This is a genomic window from Pseudomonas sp. Pdm06 (assembly GCF_014851795.1).
GTDB lineage: Bacteria > Pseudomonadota > Gammaproteobacteria > Pseudomonadales > Pseudomonadaceae > Aquipseudomonas > Aquipseudomonas fluorescens_AA.
In genome coordinates, this window is record NZ_JACVAH010000002.1 from 44,720 (window position 1) to 65,249 (window position 20,530).

18 protein-coding genes, 2 tRNA genes and 1 pseudogene are annotated in these 20,530 nt (G+C 59.4%); 10 read left to right on the top strand and 11 right to left on the bottom strand.

Translation table 11 applies throughout. The features are described from left to right. The first annotated feature begins 165 nt into the window (after positions 1-165). The 4 genes from IB266_RS03430 (at position 166) to nudC (ending at position 6,613) form a co-directional block, all read left to right on the top strand. Positions 166-3,270: an efflux RND transporter permease subunit gene (locus IB266_RS03430; protein WP_192260171.1), complete on the top strand. Its 3,105-nt coding sequence runs from the start codon at positions 166-168 to the stop codon at positions 3,268-3,270. After that, positions 3,267-4,742: an efflux transporter outer membrane subunit gene (locus tag IB266_RS03435; protein WP_192260172.1), complete on the top strand. Its 1,476-nt coding sequence runs from the start codon at positions 3,267-3,269 to the stop codon at positions 4,740-4,742. The genes IB266_RS03430 and IB266_RS03435 overlap by 4 nt, the downstream gene beginning before the upstream one ends. A gap of 221 nt (positions 4,743-4,963) precedes the next feature. Beyond that, the gene (locus tag IB266_RS03440) at positions 4,964-5,776 is read left to right on the top strand and encodes a crotonase/enoyl-CoA hydratase family protein (RefSeq protein ID WP_192260173.1); all 813 of its coding nucleotides are present in this window, start codon (positions 4,964-4,966) and stop codon (positions 5,774-5,776) included. Positions 5,777-5,782: 6 nt separating this feature from the next. Then, the gene (gene nudC, locus IB266_RS03445) at positions 5,783-6,613 is read left to right on the top strand and encodes an NAD(+) diphosphatase (protein WP_192260174.1); all 831 of its coding nucleotides are present in this window, start codon (positions 5,783-5,785) and stop codon (positions 6,611-6,613) included. Here the strand turns inward: nudC and IB266_RS03450 are convergent. After that, entirely contained in the window at positions 6,581-7,360 is a 780-nt protein-coding gene (locus IB266_RS03450; protein WP_192260175.1) for a TSUP family transporter, read from the bottom strand. The two genes, nudC and IB266_RS03450, sit on opposite strands and share 33 nt — an antisense overlap. 392 nt (positions 7,361-7,752) lie before the next feature. Between IB266_RS03450 and IB266_RS03455 the strand changes: the two genes are divergently transcribed. Continuing rightward, a tRNA-Cys gene (locus IB266_RS03455) sits at positions 7,753-7,826 on the top strand. Positions 7,827-8,019: 193 nt separating this feature from the next. Beyond that, a tRNA-Leu gene (locus tag IB266_RS03460) sits at positions 8,020-8,106 on the top strand. A 75-nt stretch (positions 8,107-8,181) separates the two neighbouring features. Here the strand turns inward: IB266_RS03460 and IB266_RS03465 are convergent. Next, the gene (locus IB266_RS03465; protein WP_060742220.1) at positions 8,182-8,544 is read right to left on the bottom strand and encodes an NUDIX hydrolase; all 363 of its coding nucleotides are present in this window, start codon (positions 8,542-8,544) and stop codon (positions 8,182-8,184) included. 282 nt (positions 8,545-8,826) lie between these two features. Here IB266_RS03465 and IB266_RS03470 point away from each other — a divergent pair, with 282 nt between their 5' ends. After that, on the top strand, positions 8,827-9,012 hold the full coding sequence (locus tag IB266_RS03470; protein WP_060742221.1) for a hypothetical protein: 186 nt from the start codon (positions 8,827-8,829) through the stop codon (positions 9,010-9,012). A gap of 135 nt (positions 9,013-9,147) precedes the next feature. Here IB266_RS03470 and IB266_RS03475 read toward each other — a convergent pair whose 3' ends face one another. Together IB266_RS03475 and IB266_RS03480 are read right to left on the bottom strand one after the other, a co-directional pair. After that, complete coding sequence (locus IB266_RS03475; RefSeq protein ID WP_003201752.1) at positions 9,148-9,378, bottom strand: hypothetical protein; 231 nt, start codon at positions 9,376-9,378, stop codon at positions 9,148-9,150. A gap of 151 nt (positions 9,379-9,529) precedes the next feature. Beyond that, complete coding sequence (locus tag IB266_RS03480; protein ID WP_060742222.1) at positions 9,530-9,784, bottom strand: DUF6555 family protein; 255 nt, start codon at positions 9,782-9,784, stop codon at positions 9,530-9,532. Positions 9,785-10,023: 239 nt separating this feature from the next. On the opposite strand from IB266_RS03480, the gene IB266_RS03485 reads away from it, so the two are divergent. Both IB266_RS03485 and IB266_RS30635 read left to right on the top strand, forming a co-directional pair. Then, the gene (locus tag IB266_RS03485; protein ID WP_192260176.1) at positions 10,024-10,923 is read left to right on the top strand and encodes a polysaccharide deacetylase family protein; all 900 of its coding nucleotides are present in this window, start codon (positions 10,024-10,026) and stop codon (positions 10,921-10,923) included. Positions 10,924-11,024: 101 nt separating this feature from the next. After that, on the top strand, positions 11,025-11,216 hold the full coding sequence (locus tag IB266_RS30635) for a DUF2188 domain-containing protein (protein WP_072405740.1): 192 nt from the start codon (positions 11,025-11,027) through the stop codon (positions 11,214-11,216). A gap of 187 nt (positions 11,217-11,403) precedes the next feature. Here IB266_RS30635 and IB266_RS03490 read toward each other — a convergent pair whose 3' ends face one another. The 6 genes and pseudogenes from IB266_RS03490 to IB266_RS03515 form a co-directional block, all read right to left on the bottom strand. Beyond that, entirely contained in the window at positions 11,404-13,200 is a 1,797-nt protein-coding gene (locus IB266_RS03490; protein WP_192260177.1) for a DAHL domain-containing protein, read from the bottom strand. 237 nt (positions 13,201-13,437) lie between these two features. Further along, positions 13,438-14,351 (bottom strand): annotated as a pseudogene (locus IB266_RS03495) (IS3 family transposase). Positions 14,352-14,596: 245 nt separating this feature from the next. Beyond that, entirely contained in the window at positions 14,597-15,703 is a 1,107-nt protein-coding gene (locus IB266_RS03500) for a class II histone deacetylase (RefSeq protein WP_192260178.1), read from the bottom strand. 35 nt (positions 15,704-15,738) lie between these two features. Beyond that, positions 15,739-16,902 (bottom strand): MFS transporter, encoded by a 1,164-nt coding sequence (locus IB266_RS03505; protein WP_192260179.1) that lies wholly within the window; start codon positions 16,900-16,902, stop codon positions 15,739-15,741. A gap of 22 nt (positions 16,903-16,924) precedes the next feature. After that, complete coding sequence (locus tag IB266_RS03510; RefSeq protein ID WP_192260180.1) at positions 16,925-17,806, bottom strand: transporter; 882 nt, start codon at positions 17,804-17,806, stop codon at positions 16,925-16,927. Positions 17,807-17,937: 131 nt separating this feature from the next. Next, the gene (locus tag IB266_RS03515; protein WP_192260181.1) at positions 17,938-18,915 is read right to left on the bottom strand and encodes a helix-turn-helix transcriptional regulator; all 978 of its coding nucleotides are present in this window, start codon (positions 18,913-18,915) and stop codon (positions 17,938-17,940) included. A gap of 254 nt (positions 18,916-19,169) precedes the next feature. On the opposite strand from IB266_RS03515, the gene IB266_RS03520 reads away from it, so the two are divergent. Then, on the top strand, positions 19,170-19,538 hold the full coding sequence (locus IB266_RS03520) for a hypothetical protein (protein WP_192260182.1): 369 nt from the start codon (positions 19,170-19,172) through the stop codon (positions 19,536-19,538). Positions 19,539-19,572: 34 nt separating this feature from the next. On the opposite strand, the gene IB266_RS03525 is transcribed toward IB266_RS03520, so the two are convergent. Next, entirely contained in the window at positions 19,573-20,427 is an 855-nt protein-coding gene (locus IB266_RS03525; protein WP_081015426.1) for a prohibitin family protein, read from the bottom strand. Positions 20,428-20,530 lie beyond the last annotated feature (103 nt).

A 20,530-nucleotide genomic window follows, 5' to 3' on the forward strand; every position in this document is an offset into this window, starting at 1 on the left:
AAACCTGGGCTGGACGGGCTTTCTGTGGCGAGGGAGCTTGCTCCCGCTGGGCTGCGCAGCGGCCCCCTTTGTGAGCGCTGCGCACTCAAGCGGGAGCAAGCTCCCTCGCCACAAAAGTCCGGTCATTCTTTTCGGTCTTTGGTCTGAAGCCCGGAACGGTGGCCGATGAACCTCTCCGGCCCCTTCATCCGCCGCCCCGTAGCGACCATGCTCCTGAGCTTCGCCATCATGCTGCTCGGTGGCGTGTGCTTCGGCCTGCTGCCGGTTTCGCCGCTGCCGCAGATGGATTTTCCGGTGATCGTGGTCCAGGCCAGCCTGCCGGGCGCCAGCCCCGAGGTCATGGCCTCCACCGTGGCCACGCCCCTGGAACGCTCCTTCGGCGCTATCGCCGGGGTCAACACCATGAGCAGTCGCTCCAGCCAGGGTTCTACGCGGGTCATCCTGCAATTCGACCTGGACCGCGACATCAACGGCGCCGCCCGGGAAGTGCAGGCGGCCATCAATGCGTCGCGCAACCTGTTGCCCAGCGGCATGCGCAGCATGCCCACCTACAAGAAGGTCAACCCGTCCCAGGCGCCGATCATGGTGCTGTCGCTGACCTCGGATGTGTTGGAAAAAGGCCAGCTCTACGACCTGGCATCCACCATCCTGTCCCAGAGCCTGTCCCAGGTGTCGGGCGTCGGCGAGGTACAGATCGGCGGCAGTTCGTTGCCAGCGGTGCGCATCGAACTGGAGCCACAGTTGCTCAATCAGTACGGCGTGGCCCTGGACGATGTGCGCACCGCTATCGCCGACAGCAACGTACGCCGGCCCAAGGGTTCGGTGGAGGACGACCGGCGCATGTGGCAGGTGCAGGCCAATGACCAGTTGGAGAAGGCCAAGGACTACGAAACGCTGATCATCCGCTACCAGGACGGCTCGGTGCTGCGGCTCAAGGACGTGGCGAAAGTCACCGACAGCGTCGAGGATCGCTACAACAGCGGTTTCTTCAACGACGATGCCGCCGTGCTGCTGGTGATCAACCGCCAGGCCGGGGCCAACATCATCGAGACGGTCAACGAGATCAAGGCGCAGTTGCCGGCGTTGCAGGCCGTGCTGCCGGCCAGCGTCAAGCTGAACCTGGCGATGGACCGTTCGCCGGTGATCAAGGCCACCCTGCATGAAGCGGAAATGACCTTGCTGATCGCCGTGGCCCTGGTGGTGCTGGTCGTGTTCCTGTTCCTCGGCAACTTTCGCGCCTCGTTGATCCCGACCCTGGCGGTGCCGGTGTCGCTGGTGGGCACGTTTGCGGTGATGTACCTGTACGGTTTCTCCCTGAACAACCTGTCGCTGATGGCGTTGATCCTGGCGACCGGGTTGGTGGTGGACGACGCCATCGTGGTGCTGGAGAACATTTCCCGGCACATCGACGAAGGCGTGCCACCGATGAAAGCCGCCTACCTGGGGGCCGAAGAAGTCGGCTTTACGTTGCTGTCGATGAACGTCTCGCTGGTAGCAGTATTCCTGTCGATCCTGTTCATGGGCGGCATCATCGAGAGCCTGTTCCGCGAATTTTCCATCACCCTGGCGGCCTCCATCGTGGTTTCGCTGGTGGTCTCGCTGACGCTCACGCCGATGCTCTGCGCCCGCTGGCTCAAGCCTCACGTACCGGGGCAGGAAAACCGCTTGCAGCGCTGGAGCCAGGGGCTCAATGAGCGGATGGTCCGTGGTTACGCCACCAGCCTGGACTGGGTGCTGCGCCATCGGCGCCTGACCTTGCTCAGCTTGCTGGTGACCATCGGCGTGAACGTCGCGTTGTATGTGGTGGTGCCGAAAACCTTCATGCCACAGCAGGACACCGGTCAACTGATCGGTTTCGTGCGTGGCGACGACGGGCTATCGTTCAATGTGATGCAGCCGAAGATGGAAATCTTCCGCCGTGCCGTGCTCAAGGACGAGGCCGTGCAAAGCGTCGCCGGTTTCATCGGCGGCAACAACGGTACCAACAACGCCTTCATGCTGGTGCGCCTCAAGCCGATCAAGGAGCGGGGCATTTCCGCGCAGAAGGTCATCGAGCGCTTGCGCAAGGAAATGCCCAAGGTCCCCGGCGGCCAATTGATGCTGATGGCCGACCAGGACCTGCAGTTCGGTGGCGGGCGCGAGCAGACCACTTCGCAGTATTCCTACATCCTGCAAAGCGCCGACCTGGCGTCACTGCGCACCTGGTACCCCAAGGTCGTGGCGGCCTTCCGGGCCTTGCCGGAGCTGACCGCCATCGATGCCCGCGACGGTGGCGGGGCGCAGCAGGTGACGCTGGTGGTGGACCGCGACCAGGCCAAGCGCCTGGGCATCGACATGGACATGGTTACCGCGGTGCTCAACAACGCCTACAGCCAGCGGCAGATTTCCACCATCTACGACAGTCTCAACCAGTATCAGGTGGTGATGGAGGTCAATCCCAAGTATGCCCAGGACCCGAGCACTCTCGAGCAGGTCCAGGTGATCACCGCCGACGGCGCGCGGGTACCGCTGTCAGCCATTGCCCATTACGAGAACAGCCTGGAGGACGACCGGGTCAGCCATGAAGGCCAGTTCGCTTCCGAGGGCATTTCCTTCGACATGGCCGAAGGCGTCACGGTGGAGCAGGGCACCGCGGCTATCGAGCGGGCGATTGCCAAGCTCGGGATGCCCGAGGATGTCATCGCGAAAATGGCCGGTACCGCCGACGCGTTCGCCGCCACCCAGAAGAGCCAGCCGTTCATGATCCTCGGCGCGTTGCTGGCGGTGTACCTGGTGCTGGGCGTGCTGTACGAAAGCTACATCCATCCGCTGACCATCCTGTCCACCTTGCCATCGGCCGGGGTCGGCGCCTTGTTGTCGATCTACGCACTGGGCAGCGAGTTCAGCCTGATCTCGCTGTTGGGGCTGTTTCTGCTGATCGGCGTGGTGAAGAAAAACGCCATCCTGATGATCGATCTGGCGCTGCAACTGGAGCGTGCCGGGCAGACGCCGCTGGAATCGATCCGCAGCGCTTGCCTGCTGCGATTGCGGCCAATCCTGATGACCACGTTGGCGGCGATCCTGGGGGCCTTGCCGCTGCTGCTCGGCGCCGCCGAAGGCGCGGAAATGCGCCAGCCGCTGGGCCTGACCATCATCGGCGGGCTGGTGTTCAGCCAGGTGCTGACGCTCTATACCACGCCGGTGGTTTACCTTTATCTCGACAAGCTGCGCCATCGCTTCAACCGCTGGCGTGGCGTGCGCACTGATGCTGCCCTGGAAACTCCGCTATGACCGACCGTTCGCCTTTCAATCTTGCCGCAACGTTGGCGACCGCCCGTGGCTCGCGGGTGCTGAGCCTGGTGCTGTGCGTGGCGATGCTCAGCGCCTGCGCCGTCGGCCCGGATTACCAGCGCCCTGCGGCGGCCGCCCCGGTGCAGTACAAGGAGGCCCAGGGCTGGCGCCAGGCCAACCCCAGCGATGCGTTGGCCCGGGGCGCCTGGTGGGAGCTCTACGGCGATACGCAACTCAACGGCCTGGTGGACAAGCTCAACGCCTCCAACCAGACCGTGGCCCAGGCCGAAGCCCAGTACCGGCAGGCCCGGGCACTGGTGCGCAATGCTCGTGGCGCGTTTTTCCCCACCGTGGACCTGACCGTTGGCAAGACGCGCTCCAGCCAGGGCACCGGCAGCAGCAGTTCGAGCTTGAGCAGTTCGTCCAGCGGCATTCGCGACACCTACAACGCCCAGGCTGGCGTCAGCTGGGAAGCGGATGTGTGGGGCAAGTTGCGCCGCACCCTGGAATCCGACGAGGCGAGCGCACAAGCCAGTTTCGCCGACCTGGCGGCGATGCGCCTGAGCCAGCAATCGGAACTGGTGCAGAACTACTTGCAACTGCGGGTGATCGATGAGCAGAAGCGTTTGTTGCAAACCACCGTCGACAACTATCAGCGCTCGCTGAAAATGACCGAAAACCAGTACCGTGCCGGGGTCTCCGGCAAGGACGCGGTGGCCCAGGCGCAAAACCAGCTCAAGACCACCCAGGGCGACCTGATCGACCTGATCTGGCAGCGAGCCCAGTTCGAAAACGCCATCGCCGTACTCATCGGCCTGCCACCGGCGGAATTCAACCTGGCGGAGGTCCAGGACATCCCAAGCCTGCCGCAGATCCCGGTGGCGCTGCCCTCGCAACTGCTCGAGCGCCGGCCGGACATCGCCTCGGCAGAGCGCTCGGTGATGGCCGCCAATGCCAACATCGGCGTCGCCAAGGCCGCGTATTACCCGGACCTGACCCTGAGCCTCAGCGGCGGCTACAGCAGCAGTACCTACGACAACTGGGTGAGCGTGCCGAACCGCTTCTGGTCGGTAGGGCCGCAACTGGCGATGACGCTGTTCGATGGCGGCCAGCGTTCGGCGGAAGTCGACCGCACCGTTGCGGCGTATGACCAGACCGTCGCCACCTATCGCCAGACCGTGCTCGATGGCTTGCGCGAGGTGGAAAACTACATGATCCAGCTCAAGGTGCTGGAAGACGAAGCTCGCGTGCGCCAGGAAGCCCTCGACGCCGCCCGGGAATCCCTGCGCCTGACGCAGAACCAATACCGGGCCGGATTGATTGCCTACCTCGACGTGGTCACTGTCCAGGCCACCGCGCTGAGCAACGAACGCAGCATGCTGAGCCTGCAACAGAGCCGCTTGATTGCCAGCGTGCAACTGATTGCGGCGTTGGGCGGTGGTTGGGATGGGCAAATGGAGGCGCGCGAGTAATCACACATCAATGCCCCCCTGTGGGAGCCGAGCTTGCTCGCGATGGCGGTGGGTCAGCTTGCATCAATATTGAATGTTCAGCCGTCATCGCGAGCAAGCTCGGCTCCCACAATGAATCCTGCGGTACGCAAGTCCCGCTTTTGGCCGATGCACTGCCTACGTCCTGTCGCGATGGCTTGTTATAGTTCAGGCCTCTTTTCAGCCGATAAAGGATCACTGCCATGCCGCAATACCAAGCGTTCAACGTCGAACTCGCCGACAACATCGCCCATGTGCAGATCAATCGCCCGGAAAAGATCAATGCGATGAACGCTGATTTCTGGCGCGAGATCATCGAGATCTTCCAATGGATCGATGACACCGATGAGGCGCGGGTGGTGGTGCTCAGCGGTGCCGGCAAGCATTTTTCCTCAGGGATAGACCTGATGATGCTGGCGGGCGTGGCCAACGAGCTGGGCAAGGACGTGGGACGCAATGCACGGCTGTTGCGGCGCAAGATCCTGCAACTGCAAGCCTCGTTCAACGCCGTGGACAATTGTCGCAAGCCGGTGCTCGCGGCCATTCAAGGCTATTGCCTGGGCGGTGCCATTGACCTGATCGCCGCATGCGACATGCGTTATGCCGCCGAGGACGCCCAGTTCTCCATCAAGGAAATCGATATCGGCATGGCTGCCGATGTTGGCACATTGCAACGCTTGCCGCGGATCATCGGGGACGGCATGCTGCGTGAACTCGCTTATACGGGGCGTACCTTCGGTGTCGAAGAAGCGCGCAGCATCGGCCTGGTCAATCGTGTCTACAGCGACACCGCCAGCCTGCTTGACGGCGTGATGGGCATTGCCCGGGAAATCGCCGCCAAGTCGCCGATTGCCGTGACCGGCACCAAGGCAATGATCAGCTACATGCGCGACCACAGCATTGACGACGGCCTGGAATACGTCGCCACCTGGAACGCCGCCATGTTGCAATCGACCGACCTGCGCGTGGCCATGGCCGCCCATATGAGCAAACAGAAACCCGAATTTCTGGATTGACTGACCATGATTTCACGCTGGACCACCGCAGTACTCGATACCGATCTTCCTGGCGGCTGGGCCGTGGCCCGTAGCCCGGAAGGCTTTCTGTTCGACGACAACGGCGCGCTGTTCCCCCGCGAGTGGCTCAAGCGCCAAGACCTGTCGATTCTCGCCGAGCACGGCATCGGTCACCTGGATGGCGAGCCGGTCTACCTGTTGGAATTGCACAACTCGCTGGACATTCCCGGCTGCAACTGGAAAGGCCTGCGGGCGTTCATGCTCGAGGGCGACCACACGCTGTACAAGGTGTTGGGCTATGCGGCACAAATCGGCACCTGGGCCCGGGAGCATCGCTTCTGTGGCAGTTGCGGCAAGCGCATGAGCCAGATTCCGTTGGAGCGGGCCATGTATTGCGATGCCTGTGACCTGCGCCACTACCCGCGGATTTCACCGAGCATGATCGTGTTGATTACCCGCGGCGATGAAGTCCTGCTGGCCCGTTCGCCGCGTTTCGTCACGGGCGTCTACAGCACCCTGGCGGGGTTTGCCGAGCCCGGCGAGTCGGCCGAGGATTGCCTGGTGCGGGAGGTGCGTGAGGAAGTCAGTATCGAAGTGAAGAACATCCAGTACGTGGGCAGCCAGTGCTGGCCGTTCCCCCATTCGATGATGCTCGGTTTTCATGCTGAATATGCCGGCGGCGACATCGTGCCCCAGGAAGATGAAATCGAGGACGCCCAATGGTTCAACGTCCACGACCTGCCACCGTTGCCGGCTTCGCGCTCGATCGCTCGCTACCTGATCGACCTTTATGTGGCGCGGCGCTTAGGCCACGCTGAACCAGTGTTGCCAGGCTAGGCGCACGGTCAAACCCAGCACCACGGTGATGAACACCGGTCGGATGAACTTCGCGCCGCCGCTGATGGCGGTGCGAGCGCCGAAGAACGCGCCGATCATCACCGACAGGCCCATGCTCAGGCCGATCACCCAGTCCACCTGTCCGGAAAAGATGAACACCGACAGCGCCGCGATGTTGCTGACGAAATTCATGCTGCGCGCCACGCCACTGGCTTTCACCAGGTCGATGGGGTAGAGCAGCAGGCTGCTGACCGTCCAGAACGCACCGGTACCCGGTCCGGCCACGCCGTCATAGAAACCCAGGCTGAAGCCCTGGGGCGACTGCCAGGTCTTCTTGATCGGTGCGTCGCTGTCCAGAGGCGCCTTGGGCGTGCCGCCAAACAACAGGTACAGGCCGCAGGCGAAGACGATCACCGGCAGCATCTTGTTCAGCCACTCGGCAGGCAGGTAATGGGCGACGATGGCACCGGTCAGGGCCCCGATCAGAGTGCCGACGAGGGCGTGGGTCCATTGCCTTGGGTGGAACAGCTTGCGCTTGTAGAAAGTGAAACTGGCCGTCGCCGAGCCGAAGGTCGAGCTGAGTTTGTTGGTTCCCAGGACCAGGTGAGGCGGCAAACCTGCGGTCAGCAGCGCCGGCGTGGTCAGCAGCCCACCACCACCGGCGATGGCATCGATGAAACCGGCAATGAAGGCGACAACGGCAAGGATAGCGAGGGTAGTGAGGTCAACGCTGAGTTCGAAAGGCATGGAATGGGCTTATTTGGCAGGTCGCAGAAGGGCTGCGGGAAGGCCGGTATGTTACCCATAATGGTGCAGGGCTGCGACTGTCTCTAAGGCCTGTGGCGTTCCCCGTGGCGAGGGAACTTGCTCCCACTGGGTTGCGCAGCGACTCCAAAAGCCTTCCACCCTCCACCTGGCACCCCAATGCAGTTGTCTGGCGGAAGCTGGCCGTTGGACGAATTTTTTTTGAAATCAAGGGGTTGTCAGCCTAGGCAAATGAGTACATAATTGCGCCCATCGAACGCACTGGGACGTAAAAAATCTCAATGTTTTCAAGGGGATAGCGCTGAGTAAGTGGCTTGTTTCCTGATCAGGTTTGTACCGCGGTTGATGTGGCTGCATCGCATCAAGCGTCTTGAGGCCGAATAGCAAAATGGTTATGCAGTGGATTGCAAATCCACCTACGCCGGTTCGATTCCGACTTCGGCCTCCACTTTTAAAAAGCTCTGTAGATCTATGATTTACGGAGCTTTTTTATTTTCAAAGCATTGAAAGGTTTTGTCTTGAAAAGGGCATAAGCTACCTTGCTTCACAGGGGAGGGATGTATATATTCCCCCTCTTGCTGCACCAGCCAGGACTTCGGCCATTGGATTTTGCCGACGTTCCCATGGCTAACCGCGCTACCGCCCGAATGGCGAAACTGGTAGACGCATGGGACTTAAAATCCCCCGCTCGTAAGGGCGTGCCGGTTCGATTCCGGCTTCGGGCACCATCTAAAATCAAGGGTTTGCGAGCGAAAGCTAATGCAAACCCTTGTTCGTTTCAGTTTCCCGCTTGTACCGACTCGTTACAACCGCCGGCGAAATGCCTCGAGAATATCCCGCGTGCCCTTTTTCATTTGCAGTTGGGCAATGGCATCCAGCGGGTGCCAGAGGCAATCGCTGATTTCATTCTGTGGCCGGGCCGCCGACGAGTCGCTGACTGAGGCTTCGAACACATGGTGCTCGGTTTGCCCGTCATTGATTCGCATCAGATAGAGCAGGTTCTCGACGTCCAGGCCAGTTTCCTCCGCCAGTTCCCGGATGGCTGCTCCCGCGTGGGTTTCCCCGCGTTCGACGGTACCGCCGGGTAACGCCCAGCGGCTATTGGCTTTGCGAACCAGCAGGACGTGGCGATTGTCCTCGCAGATGACGGTCGCTCGAATTTTCATGGTGGTGTTCGATCCGTGACTGTCATTAAACTGAAATATATCTGCAATATTTGAGCCTGGCATTAGTTGCTCGTTCAAATATCGATTTTTCAGGGTCCTATCCGTACGACCATGACGGGGTGGGAAAAGCTGAGTTCATTTGAGCTTGTCATCGCTCCAGTCGATCTTCTCTACCGTCAGCACCGGGCTTTCGACCGGCTATCGCCTCAAAGGGAATCAGCTTCGAAAAAATGAATCCATGTTGGGTGCAATGGCTGGCCCCGGTAGGGGAAGGACAGACAGATGACCACCGTTGAAGACTTCAAGATCAAATCCCACGAGCTCTTGGTGGAGCTCGATACGGCAACAGCGGAAATGATGAAGCTCATATGTGTCCATCAGATGAGCGGATCGACTTGGGATGAGGCGGTTCAGCGTCAACATGAAGCCTATGAGCGGTGGGTCGCTTATCTGAATGAGCGGGGATAGCGCGGCCATGCACGCGCCATGGGCGAAAATTCTTTGATTTGCCCCGGTGCCTATCCATTTCGAGGCGCAAAAAATGGCCGCGTTCCATCGGTTTTCCGACCGGTAGAACTCAAGGGAAACCTCTGACGTAGCGTGTCAGCGGAACTTGGGCAGCGGCGGCTCGGCGGGCTTGAGTGACGTCAGCGCGCTCTGGATCGACGGAGCGTCTTTGTCGATGTCGTTGAGCCGGTCGCGGATACGCACCGCGGTAGGGTGCCCACCTTGGTGGTCGACCCAATCGGCGATTTCCTTGCAGGCTGCCGTGAGCCTGGCCTGACGTGATTCGAGCAGGGTGAGCAGGGTGGTGATGGACTCTTTTTCGGACATGTCACACCTCCATTCAGGGTTGATGAGGCAGCACGAAACCCGCCAGGGGCGGGTCATGCTGTGGTTTAAGCGTAGTTGAGTTATTTCGGATCTGTCGAAGAATCCGGCGCCCGGCCAGACAACCGGCGCGCCGGAAGTGGTACACGTTATTTCAGCCGGACTCCTTGACCCAGGTCGGCGCGACGCTCGCCCGCCAGCGTACATCGGTAATGCCGTATTTTTCCGCCAGGGGCTTGGAAACCCGCTTGACCTTCTCCCTGCCGAATTTCGGTATGCGCCCGACTCCCGCGTCGCAACTGGCCCAATGCCAAGCCTCGGAGTTATTCATCACTTCTGCGCGAATAATGAATGACTTGGGTTCGCCATGGAGTATGTAGTCAATGATGTAAAGCGATGGCCCGCCCATAAATCCTCCCTAATATAGTCCTATACGGATGGATGCAAAGACATTCGGAAAATTCCATCGAATTTCCAGACGGTCAAATTAATACCGCTCAAGCTCAAGCGCAGGGCAACGAAAAAATTTGCGAACAGCCATTGTTTACTGCAAGGAACCAAACCCGGTTACCCTTCTCCAAGGTGGGCTTCAACACCGTCGGCCAGGGATCAAAGGCGAAGCAACGCGGCATCAACTAAAGGCAAAACATGAAAAAAATCGCCAGGGTCCTGTCCATCGCAGCCCTCGCCATCGGTTTATCGGGCTGCATTGGCGCCCCCATCGAACTGACGCCGCAAACCGAACAACGCTTGCACGCACAACCCCCGATCCGTTTCCTGCTGACATTCGATGATGGTCCCAGCGCCTCGTCTATCTGGAACCCTAGCCTGGAGGTGCTGGATGCGCTCGCAGACAACCCGGTACAGCCCGGCATCAAGGCCGTGTTTTTTCTGCAGACCCGCGGGCCGCGGGCCGGCGGCAGTGATATCGGCCGCTCAGTGATGCGTCGGCAGCAGCAGGAAGGCCATGTGCTGGGTTTCCACACGGCGACCTACTGGCACACCAATCATCGGTTCCTGAGCCCTGATGAGCTGGAGCAATCGCTCACCCGCGGCGGGAGTGATATTGCCGCCATGACCGGTTCGGCACCGTCCCTGGTCAGGCCACCTTTCTGGAGTTTCGACAGGCGTACCGCAGCTGCCTACCGGCAACATGGCCTGCACATCTTGTTGACCGACCTGAGCGCCAATGACGGCAAGGTCTGGGGCATCACGATGAGCCCTCGGCGGCGGATCAACCTGACCCGACAACTCTCCGAGGTGCGCGAGCGCATCGCCGCCGGACAACTGCCAGCGGTGGATGGGGTCATTCCGGTGGTGGTGACCTTTCACGACATCAATCGTTATACCGCCCGACATGCCCGCGAATACCTGCAGATCCTGCTCGACAGCGCCCAGGCCACCGGCATGAGGACCGCCGCCAGGCCGTTCTACGATGACCACCAGGCATTGGAGCGAGCGGCCTTGGCCCGGACGGTCGATCACAGCGCAGAGCCCGTCCATTTGCCGGGATTGTGGGACTGGTTGTGGGATTCGGATTCCCACTGAGGGCACCACGGGTGCAGTGGGCTTCACGACGTCCGGTCGGCAGCCGTGGGTAATCAGCGTGTATGGTAGGCGATGCACCCTTGTTAAAGTCGGAGGTGATCATGAGTACTGCGATGATGACGAAAATGCACATCAACGGTTATGACGTGCTCAGCGTAAACAGCGGCCCATGGAGAGTCTGTACCCAGGCTGACCGGTTGGGCTCCTTTGCTTCCCGGGAGGAAGCGCTGGCCTACGCGGCGGCATTGCCGACCCGGAGAAGCCGTAGCGGCCGGCCTGGGAACACGAAATAGGGGGTAGCGAGCCTGCTCGCGATGCGGTCAGTAGATTCAAATCTGGGTGACAGCCACACCGCTATCGCGAGCAAGCTCGCTCCCACAGTTTTTCCCCGGGTGCGCATCAAGAGTACGTCCATCATAGATCCCCTGTGGGAGCGAGCTTGCTCGCGATCTCGGTGGGTCAACCTGCGTCCTTCGCTGGTCAGGCGCGCGCCAACTCCAACGGGATCTCCAGGGTAAACAGCGCGCCTTGCCCGGGGCCGTCGCTATGGACATGGAGGCGGCCGTTCATTTCAACCGCCGCCAGGGCGCAGCTGTGCAGGCCAAAGCCATGACCGTCCTTGCGGGTGGTGAAACCATGGTTGAAGATGCGCGCCAGGTTTTCTGGGGAAATGCCTTCTCCGCGGTCCTTGACGCTCAGGCACAGCTGGGTTTCGTCGAGGATACGGATCCCCAGGGTCATTTCACGCGGATGTTCGCTGATATGCGACATGGCGAATTTGGCGTTGCTGATCAAGTTGATCAGGATCAGCAACAACCTGTGCTTGTCCCCCATGATCGCGGGTACGTCCTGGTAATCCTTGATGACGGTGACGTGGTGCCGGCTCAGGGCGCCCGAATTCATGCGCAGCGCATCTTCGAACAGGTCGCTGACGTTGAGCGGTTCGATCAGCCTGGCGGCCCCTGCGTAAGTCTGTTGAGTCGTGACGATTTCCTTGATGTGATCGATGCTCTTGGTCAACTGTGCCAACTCATCGATCAGCAGTTTCTGTTCGGCGGCAATGGAGTCGACCAACTCGTTGAAGTAACGCGGCAGCAACCGGCCTTTTTCATCAAGGGTAATGAACCGGCCAAGGTCCTCGGCATGTTCGTTCATCATGTTGACCGCTTTCGTGAGTCCCTGCGTCTTGCTGCTCCTTAACTTGCGAGTCACCAGCTCGGCGGAGATATTGACGCTGTTGAGCACATTGCCGACGTTGTGCAACACATTCGTCGCGATTTCGGCCATGCCCGCCATTCGGGCCGCATCCACCAGTTCGCGTTCGGCTTCCATCAACTCACGGGTGCGCTCCTGCACGCGCTCTTCCAGGCGTTCGTTGGACGATTGCAACGCTTGGTTGATCTGATTGATCACGGCATAGCTGCGAACCAGGCGCACCGCCAGGTAGATCATCAGCAGAGCCATCAGACTGGCGCACACGGCCAGGTAGATGTGGTATTGACGGTCGGTTGCGGCAGTCCTGCGCTGTGTCTCGTTCAACAGCTCATTGATGTTGTCCAGTTCCTGGGCAACCGGAATGACGCTGATGCGGTCAAGCAGGTCATTGACCACCGGTTGCTCCTGGACAATGGTCTTGACGTGCTGGATGAGGCTGATGAAGGGCGCCTGATAGGCGGCGGGCAACTGGTGAACGTACGGCTCCAGCTCAGTCAACTTGCCTTGTATTTCCCGGGCTTTGTCCGTCGTGACGTAAAGCCCGAACTCCAGTGTCGTCAGGGTCAACTCAAGCACATTGGACGCCGCGGTCAGGCGCTCCAAGGGGCTTTCGATATGCATGTCCTTGAGCAGCGTTTGAATCTGGTCTTCGGCCTGCGGCAGCGCATCCAGGGACGTGCGCAGCCGGGCGTTGTGTTGTTCGAATTGCTCCACCAGCAAGGTCTTGTTCTTGACGGCATCCACATAACCGTTGCGCCGGGACGCCCAAAGTGCCGCCAGGGGGCTGGAGTTGTTGAGTCGTTCCAACTGCTGCCAGCGACTGTCGGCCTCCGGGGGCGCGGCCAGTGACAGGTTGTTGTTGATGCCGATCTTTTTCCTCAGGATCTTGCCGTTCCAGTTCGCGTCGGATTGTTTGAGTTGACGAATGAAGTCGCGGGACTCGAAGTAGGTCGATGAGTCGTACGTGTATGACTTGATCAAAAAGAATATCAGTGCGGAAAACACAATAAGCGCGACGGCCAACAGGGCGGGCCATTTATATTTTTTGATAAGAGTGGTCACGCTACTCTCCTGTCCAGGGTGCTTATCGAATGCGTCGGTGAATTGCCGAGGGGAGGGAGTTGCTCAAGACATGAGCCGAAGGGGAGGCGAGATAAGCGTCGTACGGTGGAGCGTGTCGGTCTGATTTTGCCTGGGTACACGTTGAGCTCCCTGCTAACGATGAACGTGGGGTTCATTGCCGAGTGTAGCGCTAACGAGAGGGGCAGTGCTTGGTGAGGGTGAATCGCCCCGGATTCTCTAGACACCTTGCAAGCTCATTGCGTAACGCTTTTCAAACTCTACCGGTGACAGCTGATTGTTGAAACCATGACGGCGTTTTGCGTTGTAGAACATCTCGATGTAGTCGAACACATCGCTACGAGCATCCAGACAACTGGTCATCTACGACTTCATTGATCAGCCAACGACCTGACGAGAAAACAGATCCAGCACCACAGCCAAATACAGCCAGCCTTCGTACGTGCGAATGTAGGTGATGTCGGTGACCCACACTTTGTTGGGTTCTACGACATCGAACTGGCGCTTCAGTAAATTGGGTGAGGCGACTGTTGGCTTACCTCCGTACTTTCCAGGACGTCGTCGATACCCTGCCTGAGAGCGCAGCCCCTCAAGACGCATCAGCCTCGCCACACGATGCCGACGACAATCTTCACCGACCTCGCGAAGATCATCATGGATTTTGCGATAGCCATACACTCCGCCACTTTCCAGCCATGAATGCTGAATCAAACCCAGCAATCGCTGATCATCTTTAGCGCGTGCAGATTGCGGCTCAGACAACCAGGCGTAATAACCACTGGGATGGACTTTCAGCGTCAGGCAAAGCCGTCGAATGGAATAGTCGCCCGCGCGCTGCTTGATAAAGACGTACTTCAGCCGCACTCCTTGGCAAAGTACGCGGCGGCCTTTTTTAAGATGTCTCGCTCTTCAGTGACCCGCTTGAGTTCCGCTCGCAGTCGACGCAGTTCAGCGTGCTGGTCATCGTCTTGCTGCCGTTCTTCTTGAGGTTTGCTGTAGCGCTTTATCCACGCATAGAGGCTATGCGTCGACACACCAAGACGGGCCGCTACGTCAGCGACGGGAAGCTTCTTTTCGGTCACTTGATCGACCGCTTGGATTTTGAATTCTTCGGGATAACGCGGGTTGCTCATGGCACCTCCTGATTGGCCTCATTTTAAGGTATGGAGGTGTCTACGAAACCCGGAGCGATTCATTGACTATGGCTGCCGGGCTCTATGTCTGTGGCTGCCAGAGCCGTTCGAAGCTTGCCCAGAGGAGCAATCAAGGCCCGACGCTTGATCTTTGCTGGCAAAAAAATCCGATGCCTGTCATGGCATCGGTTTTTTTTCGCCACGCGTGGGCCTCAACTGACCCGCAATCTTGTCAGTACCAAATCTCAGCGTGTTTCGGCCAACTCATCGATCAAGTGCCGCTGAAACGCGGCAAGCTCCTCCTTCGGTTGCTGCATCTGCACAAACTCCAACATGGGGTCTGTAACTTCAGTCCTGATGCCCGCCAGTTCCTCAATCGCTGCTAACCCGCAAAACGGCACATACGCTTCGGAGTACCCGCCTTCATGCACCAGAACGAGACGGCCTTGGCACAGGCGTTCGGCGGCTTTGCATACACATCGGGTCATTTGCCGGAACGAGTCACTGTGCAACAGCATCCGCGCCAGTGGGTCGACGGCGTTGGCGTCGTAGCCGCAGGCGACGATGATCAACTCTGGCTCGAAACGCTCCAGTGCCGGAATCACGATACGCTGCATCGCATAGAGATAAGCCTCATGACCACTGCCGGGGGGCAATGGAATATTGATATTCGCACCCAATCCCGCGTCGCGGCCGCGATCGGCCTCACCGCTGTAACCGGGAGGGAAGCAGCCATCTTGATGCAGCGAAATGGTCAGCACATCACCACGATCTTCGAAGATGGATTGCGTGCCGTTGCCGTGGTGCACATCCCAGTCGATCACTGCGACTTTGCCCAGGCCTCGTTGAGCTTTTGCGGCCTCGATGGCGATGGCGATATTGGCCAGGAAGCAGAAGCCCATGGCGCTGTCGGCGAGGCAGTGGTGGCCCGGTGGGCGTGAAAGGGAATAGGCATTGTCGACCTCGCCGGATAGCACGGCATCGACCGCTGCCATGGCCAGCCCGGCGGAGAGCCTGGCTATTTCATAACTGCCGGGTCCGATGGGCGCGTTCGGCCCCAATTCACCGCCACCGGCATCGCTCATGGCCTTGAAGCGTTGCAGGTAGTCAGGCGTATGAACCCGCAGCAGGTCCTCATGCGTTGCCGCATTGGCGCTTCGTACCTGTAAGTGTCGGGTTAGGCCAGAGACGTCCAGCAAGCTCTTCAACCGGCGTTTTGTTTCTGGCGATTCGGCGTGGCCGGCAGCAGCGGGCGGTTGCACCCAACCTCCCACTGGCAAGGTCAAGGCGTGCAGTCCGGCGCTATGCCAAAGGCTGAGTTCGTCGAAGAAAAATGCACTTTTTCGGCTCATCGTCGTTTCCATTTTCTTTAGGGTAAAAGGGCTGCTCATGCGCTAGGGCGGCAGCTCAGAATCAACACCAGAGATAGCAAGGTGATGCAGGTCCCTCCGATCAGCAGCGCTTGGAAACTGCCGCTGGCTTCGATCAACCGGCCGGCGACTGTCGGGCCGATGGCCAGGCCTCCGCCGATCACCAGATTGGAGGCGTTCATCAGTTTTCCGGAACGGTCGAGGTCGGCCAGGCAGGCCAGAATCAACGGCAGAATGAAGGTCCAGGTGAACTTGAACAGCAGCGCTGCCAACGCAAAACGCAGCATTTCGGGTTGGCCTAGCAACAACAGCACCGAGCCTGCCATCAGTCCGTAACCCAGTAGCAACAGCAGCAGGCGTGGCAGACGATTGCCAATTAGCGAGGCACAACCCGCACCGACAATGCCTGTCATCGTGGCGATGGAAAGAATCTCGCCGCTGGACTCGGCAGAGAGGCCGGCGTGGGTGCTGATGGAGCCGATAAAGGTCCAGACACCGCTGAGGCTGATGTAAAAACTCAGGATGCCAAGAATGCCCAGTATGGCCTTCCACTTCGAGGCAAGGGCTACGTGCTCGGCGGTTTTTTCAGTTGGAGGACTGCCTTGGGGAAAGTAACGCGTCAGTGGCAGAAAAATGGTCATAAGCCCGGCGAGGATCAAGTAGCAGGCCGACAGCCCGTAGTGTTCGAACAGGCGTGGCAGGATGCTCAAACCAATCGCCCCGACCACCAGTTGCCCCATCACCCATAAGCCGTAGACGCGACCGGGGTTGGACGTCGAGGCAGCGCTGGACAGGCAAATGATCATCAACGAACCGCCCGCCAGAGCGCTGCAAAAGCGCAATGCCAAAAGCATCGAATAATCATGGGCAAGCATCGAGAACAGGTTGGCTGCTATAAACAGAACCCCGGACAGCAAGGCGGCTCGGCGCCAGTCGATACGTTTCAGCCACCAGAGAGCGGGCAGGGTGGCCAGGCTCATGGCGCCGAGTTCGGTGGAGAACAGATCGCCGATTTGTGACGGACTCAACTGCCATTGAGTCGCCAGTTGCGCCGCCACTGCCGGTGCAGTCATGAGGATGGTTGGGGTAATGGCGGCGAACAGTACAATGGCCGCCAGCAATGCCAGTTGGGATGGTGCGAGCAGACTTTGATTGGTCAGCGGTTTGGTCTGGGTGTTCATGGTCAAACTCCGATGAATTAATTCAGAACACATGGACCAGACGCAGCAGCGCGTCGGTGCCGTGATAGCCGTTGTCGGTGGCAACGTTCTGCGAGAGGCTGAACATCAACTGATTCTGTTTATCTAGCCAGTGACCGACTTCGAAACCCGCCTGGGTGTAGCGCTTGTGGGTGTCATCGATGCGCTGGTCATTGATCCGCAACTCGCCGCCATCGGCGTGGATCAGTCGTAACGCGCCATAGGTGCTTGCAGTGAAGTCGTAGGAGGCAAAGGCTTGCAGGCGATACAGCGGGTCTTGTTTCAGGTCGTTGCTGAAGTAGTCGTCGTTCTTGCCATAGAGCTGAGCTTCGAGGTTGGCTTCCAGCACCCATTTTTCACCGATACCCTGGGTGTAGTTGTAAACGAAGGTGGCGCCCCAGCGATTGGCACCAGGCGACACATCTGGATTTTTGCCGTGGTACTCACCCACCGGGAGGGTTATCAGGGTCAGCAATCCGCTGTAGGTGCGGGAGGCGGGGTCGTTGATGAAGAACAGCGTTCCGCCGACCTGAGGATCACCGAAACCGCTTTCTCCGGTGTGTTGGCTGGAACCCGGCAGGCGGGCGTTGATGTCGGCGAAGGGTACGATGAACTGTGGAGTGCATAGCGTGCCGCAGATGTCGGTGAAAAATACCTGGCGATAAGCAACGGCGTTGACCTTCAGGTCGGCCTTGCCGGTACTGTCGGCCGGGCCATGGAAATCATTGGCGCGGCTTGCCGGTAAATACAGCACGCCCAGAGTGGTACCCGAAGGGGCGCCGAAAAAATCCCGGGCGTTGAGGTCGGCGGCACCAGCTTGCAGACTCGACAGACCACTGATGAGGGCTAGTGCGGTATTGCGGGTGAAGGTACTGGTCATGGGCATTGCGTCTCTTCTTTGAGTTGTTGTGCGGCGAATGAATCGCCCGTACGTGGCAGAGGGGTAAAAAAAAGGCAAAAGCGTCCCGAGGCGGTCAGAAGGACCGCGAAAAAGTCAGCGAGAGTCAGCGGTGTGGATCAGTCAGGTGGGGCGTGCAGCAGATGGGCAATACGGGCTTTGTCCTTGACCCCGAGTTTGCTATAGATGGCGCGGATGTGGTGGCGCACGGTATTGGGTGACATGCCCAGGTCGCGGGCGACTTCCTTGTAGGTCTTTCCTTCGCCGAAGCCTTGAGCCACATCGTTTTCGCGTGGACTCAGTTGCATTAGCACAGTGCGGCTGCGGGCTGCCAGCAGGAACAGGTCACCGACCGTCGAGGCTTCGACCTGCAAGTGCTTGCCTTCATATCCCTGTGCGTCCATTGCTACCGGCAGGCAAGGGCCAGTCCAGTCCGGCCACTCGCTCAGCAGCAAGTCGACGAAACCACGCTCCGCGCATTGCAGAGTGCCGCGCTGGTCGCACACGGCGAGCGCCAGATTGCGCGGGTTGGTGAGGGTTTCGCGCATGGCCACCAGAGTGCGAATCTGATTGGCCGATACCGCCGCCACCAGATGAAGCATGAGGTTGTTCAACAACAGGCAGTCCTGCTCGGTAAAACGCGGTGCGTCGGGAGCGCGATATACCGTGAGGTGATCGCTGAGGTGGGTTTGCGGGTCGACGTACACAATGCACAGCAATTCGCCAATACCATAGGATTCGCCGAGCCAGTTGAGTCCGGGGCCGTTGGAAGGGTTACGCATGTCGACGATGACCGCTTGTCCCGGGATGTCATGGACCTTGCCGACGGTCACGTCGATATGGCGAATCGATTGCCAGTCCGGCAGATAGCTGCGGGGAAGTTTGTAGAGGTAGGAACTGTGCTCTTCCGGCAACCCGTCAATCAGCGCTGCACGGCCCCACCAAGCGCTATCGAAGGGCAACAATTGGCTGATGCAGCTCAGCGCGGCCTGGTGGAAATGCTCGATGTCTTTGTTCTGCGCCAGGCGCTGAAGCTCCAGTGTCATCGCGCTAAACGCCTCCAGGAGGCTGGCGTGACCATGATTATGACGGCTCATTCGTATGTACCTCTGTGCGACATTTTTATTGTTTTCGTCACGAAGTCATTAAGGGCCGGAACGTCGTTTGGACGTGGGCAGGGCCTTAGGGCGAGTATCGGCAGGTTAAGAGAGGATAGCTATCCTACAGATGCACGATGCGATGGCACCTGCAGGGAGGCTTCTTTTGTGTGTGGCAGACAGGAGCAAGCGGCTCAGCAGGCTCGTACAAGCAATCACCGTCGGTTTGCTGTCAGATCCTGAGTTTCGACTCGATGAGCAAAGGACAGACCAATGTTCTTCAAGAAAAAATGCCGATGCAGGAACTCACTGCAATCCTGAAGCAATTGCTTTCCGGTGAGGCGATTGAGACACACGCGCTGGACGCCTATCCGCATATGCGGGCCAGTGTGAAGCAGCTCGCGCAGCAAAGAACGCAAGCCGTCCAGCGGCTTCTTGTGGCTGAGGGATTAGCCAGGGAACAGACCGCACAACTGGAACGTGGTGGGCAGGCATTTGAAGCGCTTCGCCAGCAACTTGAGCAGACCCGATGCGGCGAGGAAACACTTGAAGTCAAGTCGGGTTCATTGCCGAGTGTAGCGCTAACGAGAGGGGCGGTGCTTGGTGAGGGCGCTTCGGGATGAAGCAGGCGCGGCCAGGCAGGCCGCGCCAGGGGTGTCACTTGATGTCGATGAAGGGCATGGCGCTGTTCGGCAGCACGGTGGTGGGCAGTACGCCATTCCAGCGCTCGGCCTTGGTCAGCTCCACCAGGTTCTGGTTGCTGGCCAGGGCCTGGGCCCGCGCCTTGATGGCCTCGGCTTCGGCTTTGCCGCGCAGCTCGGTTGCCAGTGCGTCTGCCTTGGCCTGGGCCACTTGCGAATCGGCTTCCGCCTGGGCCTGGGTCACCCGGATCTGCGCCTGGACCTGCTCGGTGGCGAGTTGCTGTTCGCGGGTCTTGACCTGGACTTCAGCGGCCATGCGCGCTTCGATGGCTTTTTCGTAGGCATCACTGAAGTCGATGTTTTCGACCTGGACGCTGTCGATGATCACGGGGCCGGTAATGGTGGCCTTGATGGCCGTGGAAATATCGTTGACCAGTTGGACGCGGTTCTGCACGGCAGCCACGGCGTTGAACTTGCCAAATACGTTTTCCACTTGGGTCGGCACCTGGCGGCTGATCATCCGGTCGCGGATGCCTTCAAGGTCCTTGAACTGGGTATAGACCTTCGCCACATCGGAAGGGGCGATATGCCAGGACACGGACACCTTGAGCTGGGCGGACTGTTGATCCTTGCTGTAGGCCTGCAGGTCTTCGTACGCGGTGACCTGGCTCTGGACGCTGATCATGCGTACGGATTCGATGAAGGGCGTCTTGAAGGACAATCCCGGTTCAACCACCCCGACCAGCGCCCCGTTGCGCAGCAGCACACCGCGCTCGGTCTCGTCGACCGTGTACCAACTGCCGAACAGTACGCACAACAAGACGATGCCGATGATTGCAGCACCGATGGAGCCGATGGTTTTACTGGTCACTTTTCTTTCCTTGATTGGCTTGGGAGGGTTTGCCATAGCGGTGTCCAATGTTAAAGCTGCAATTGGCGTTCTGAATGCCAGACACGAAAAAGCCCTGAATAAT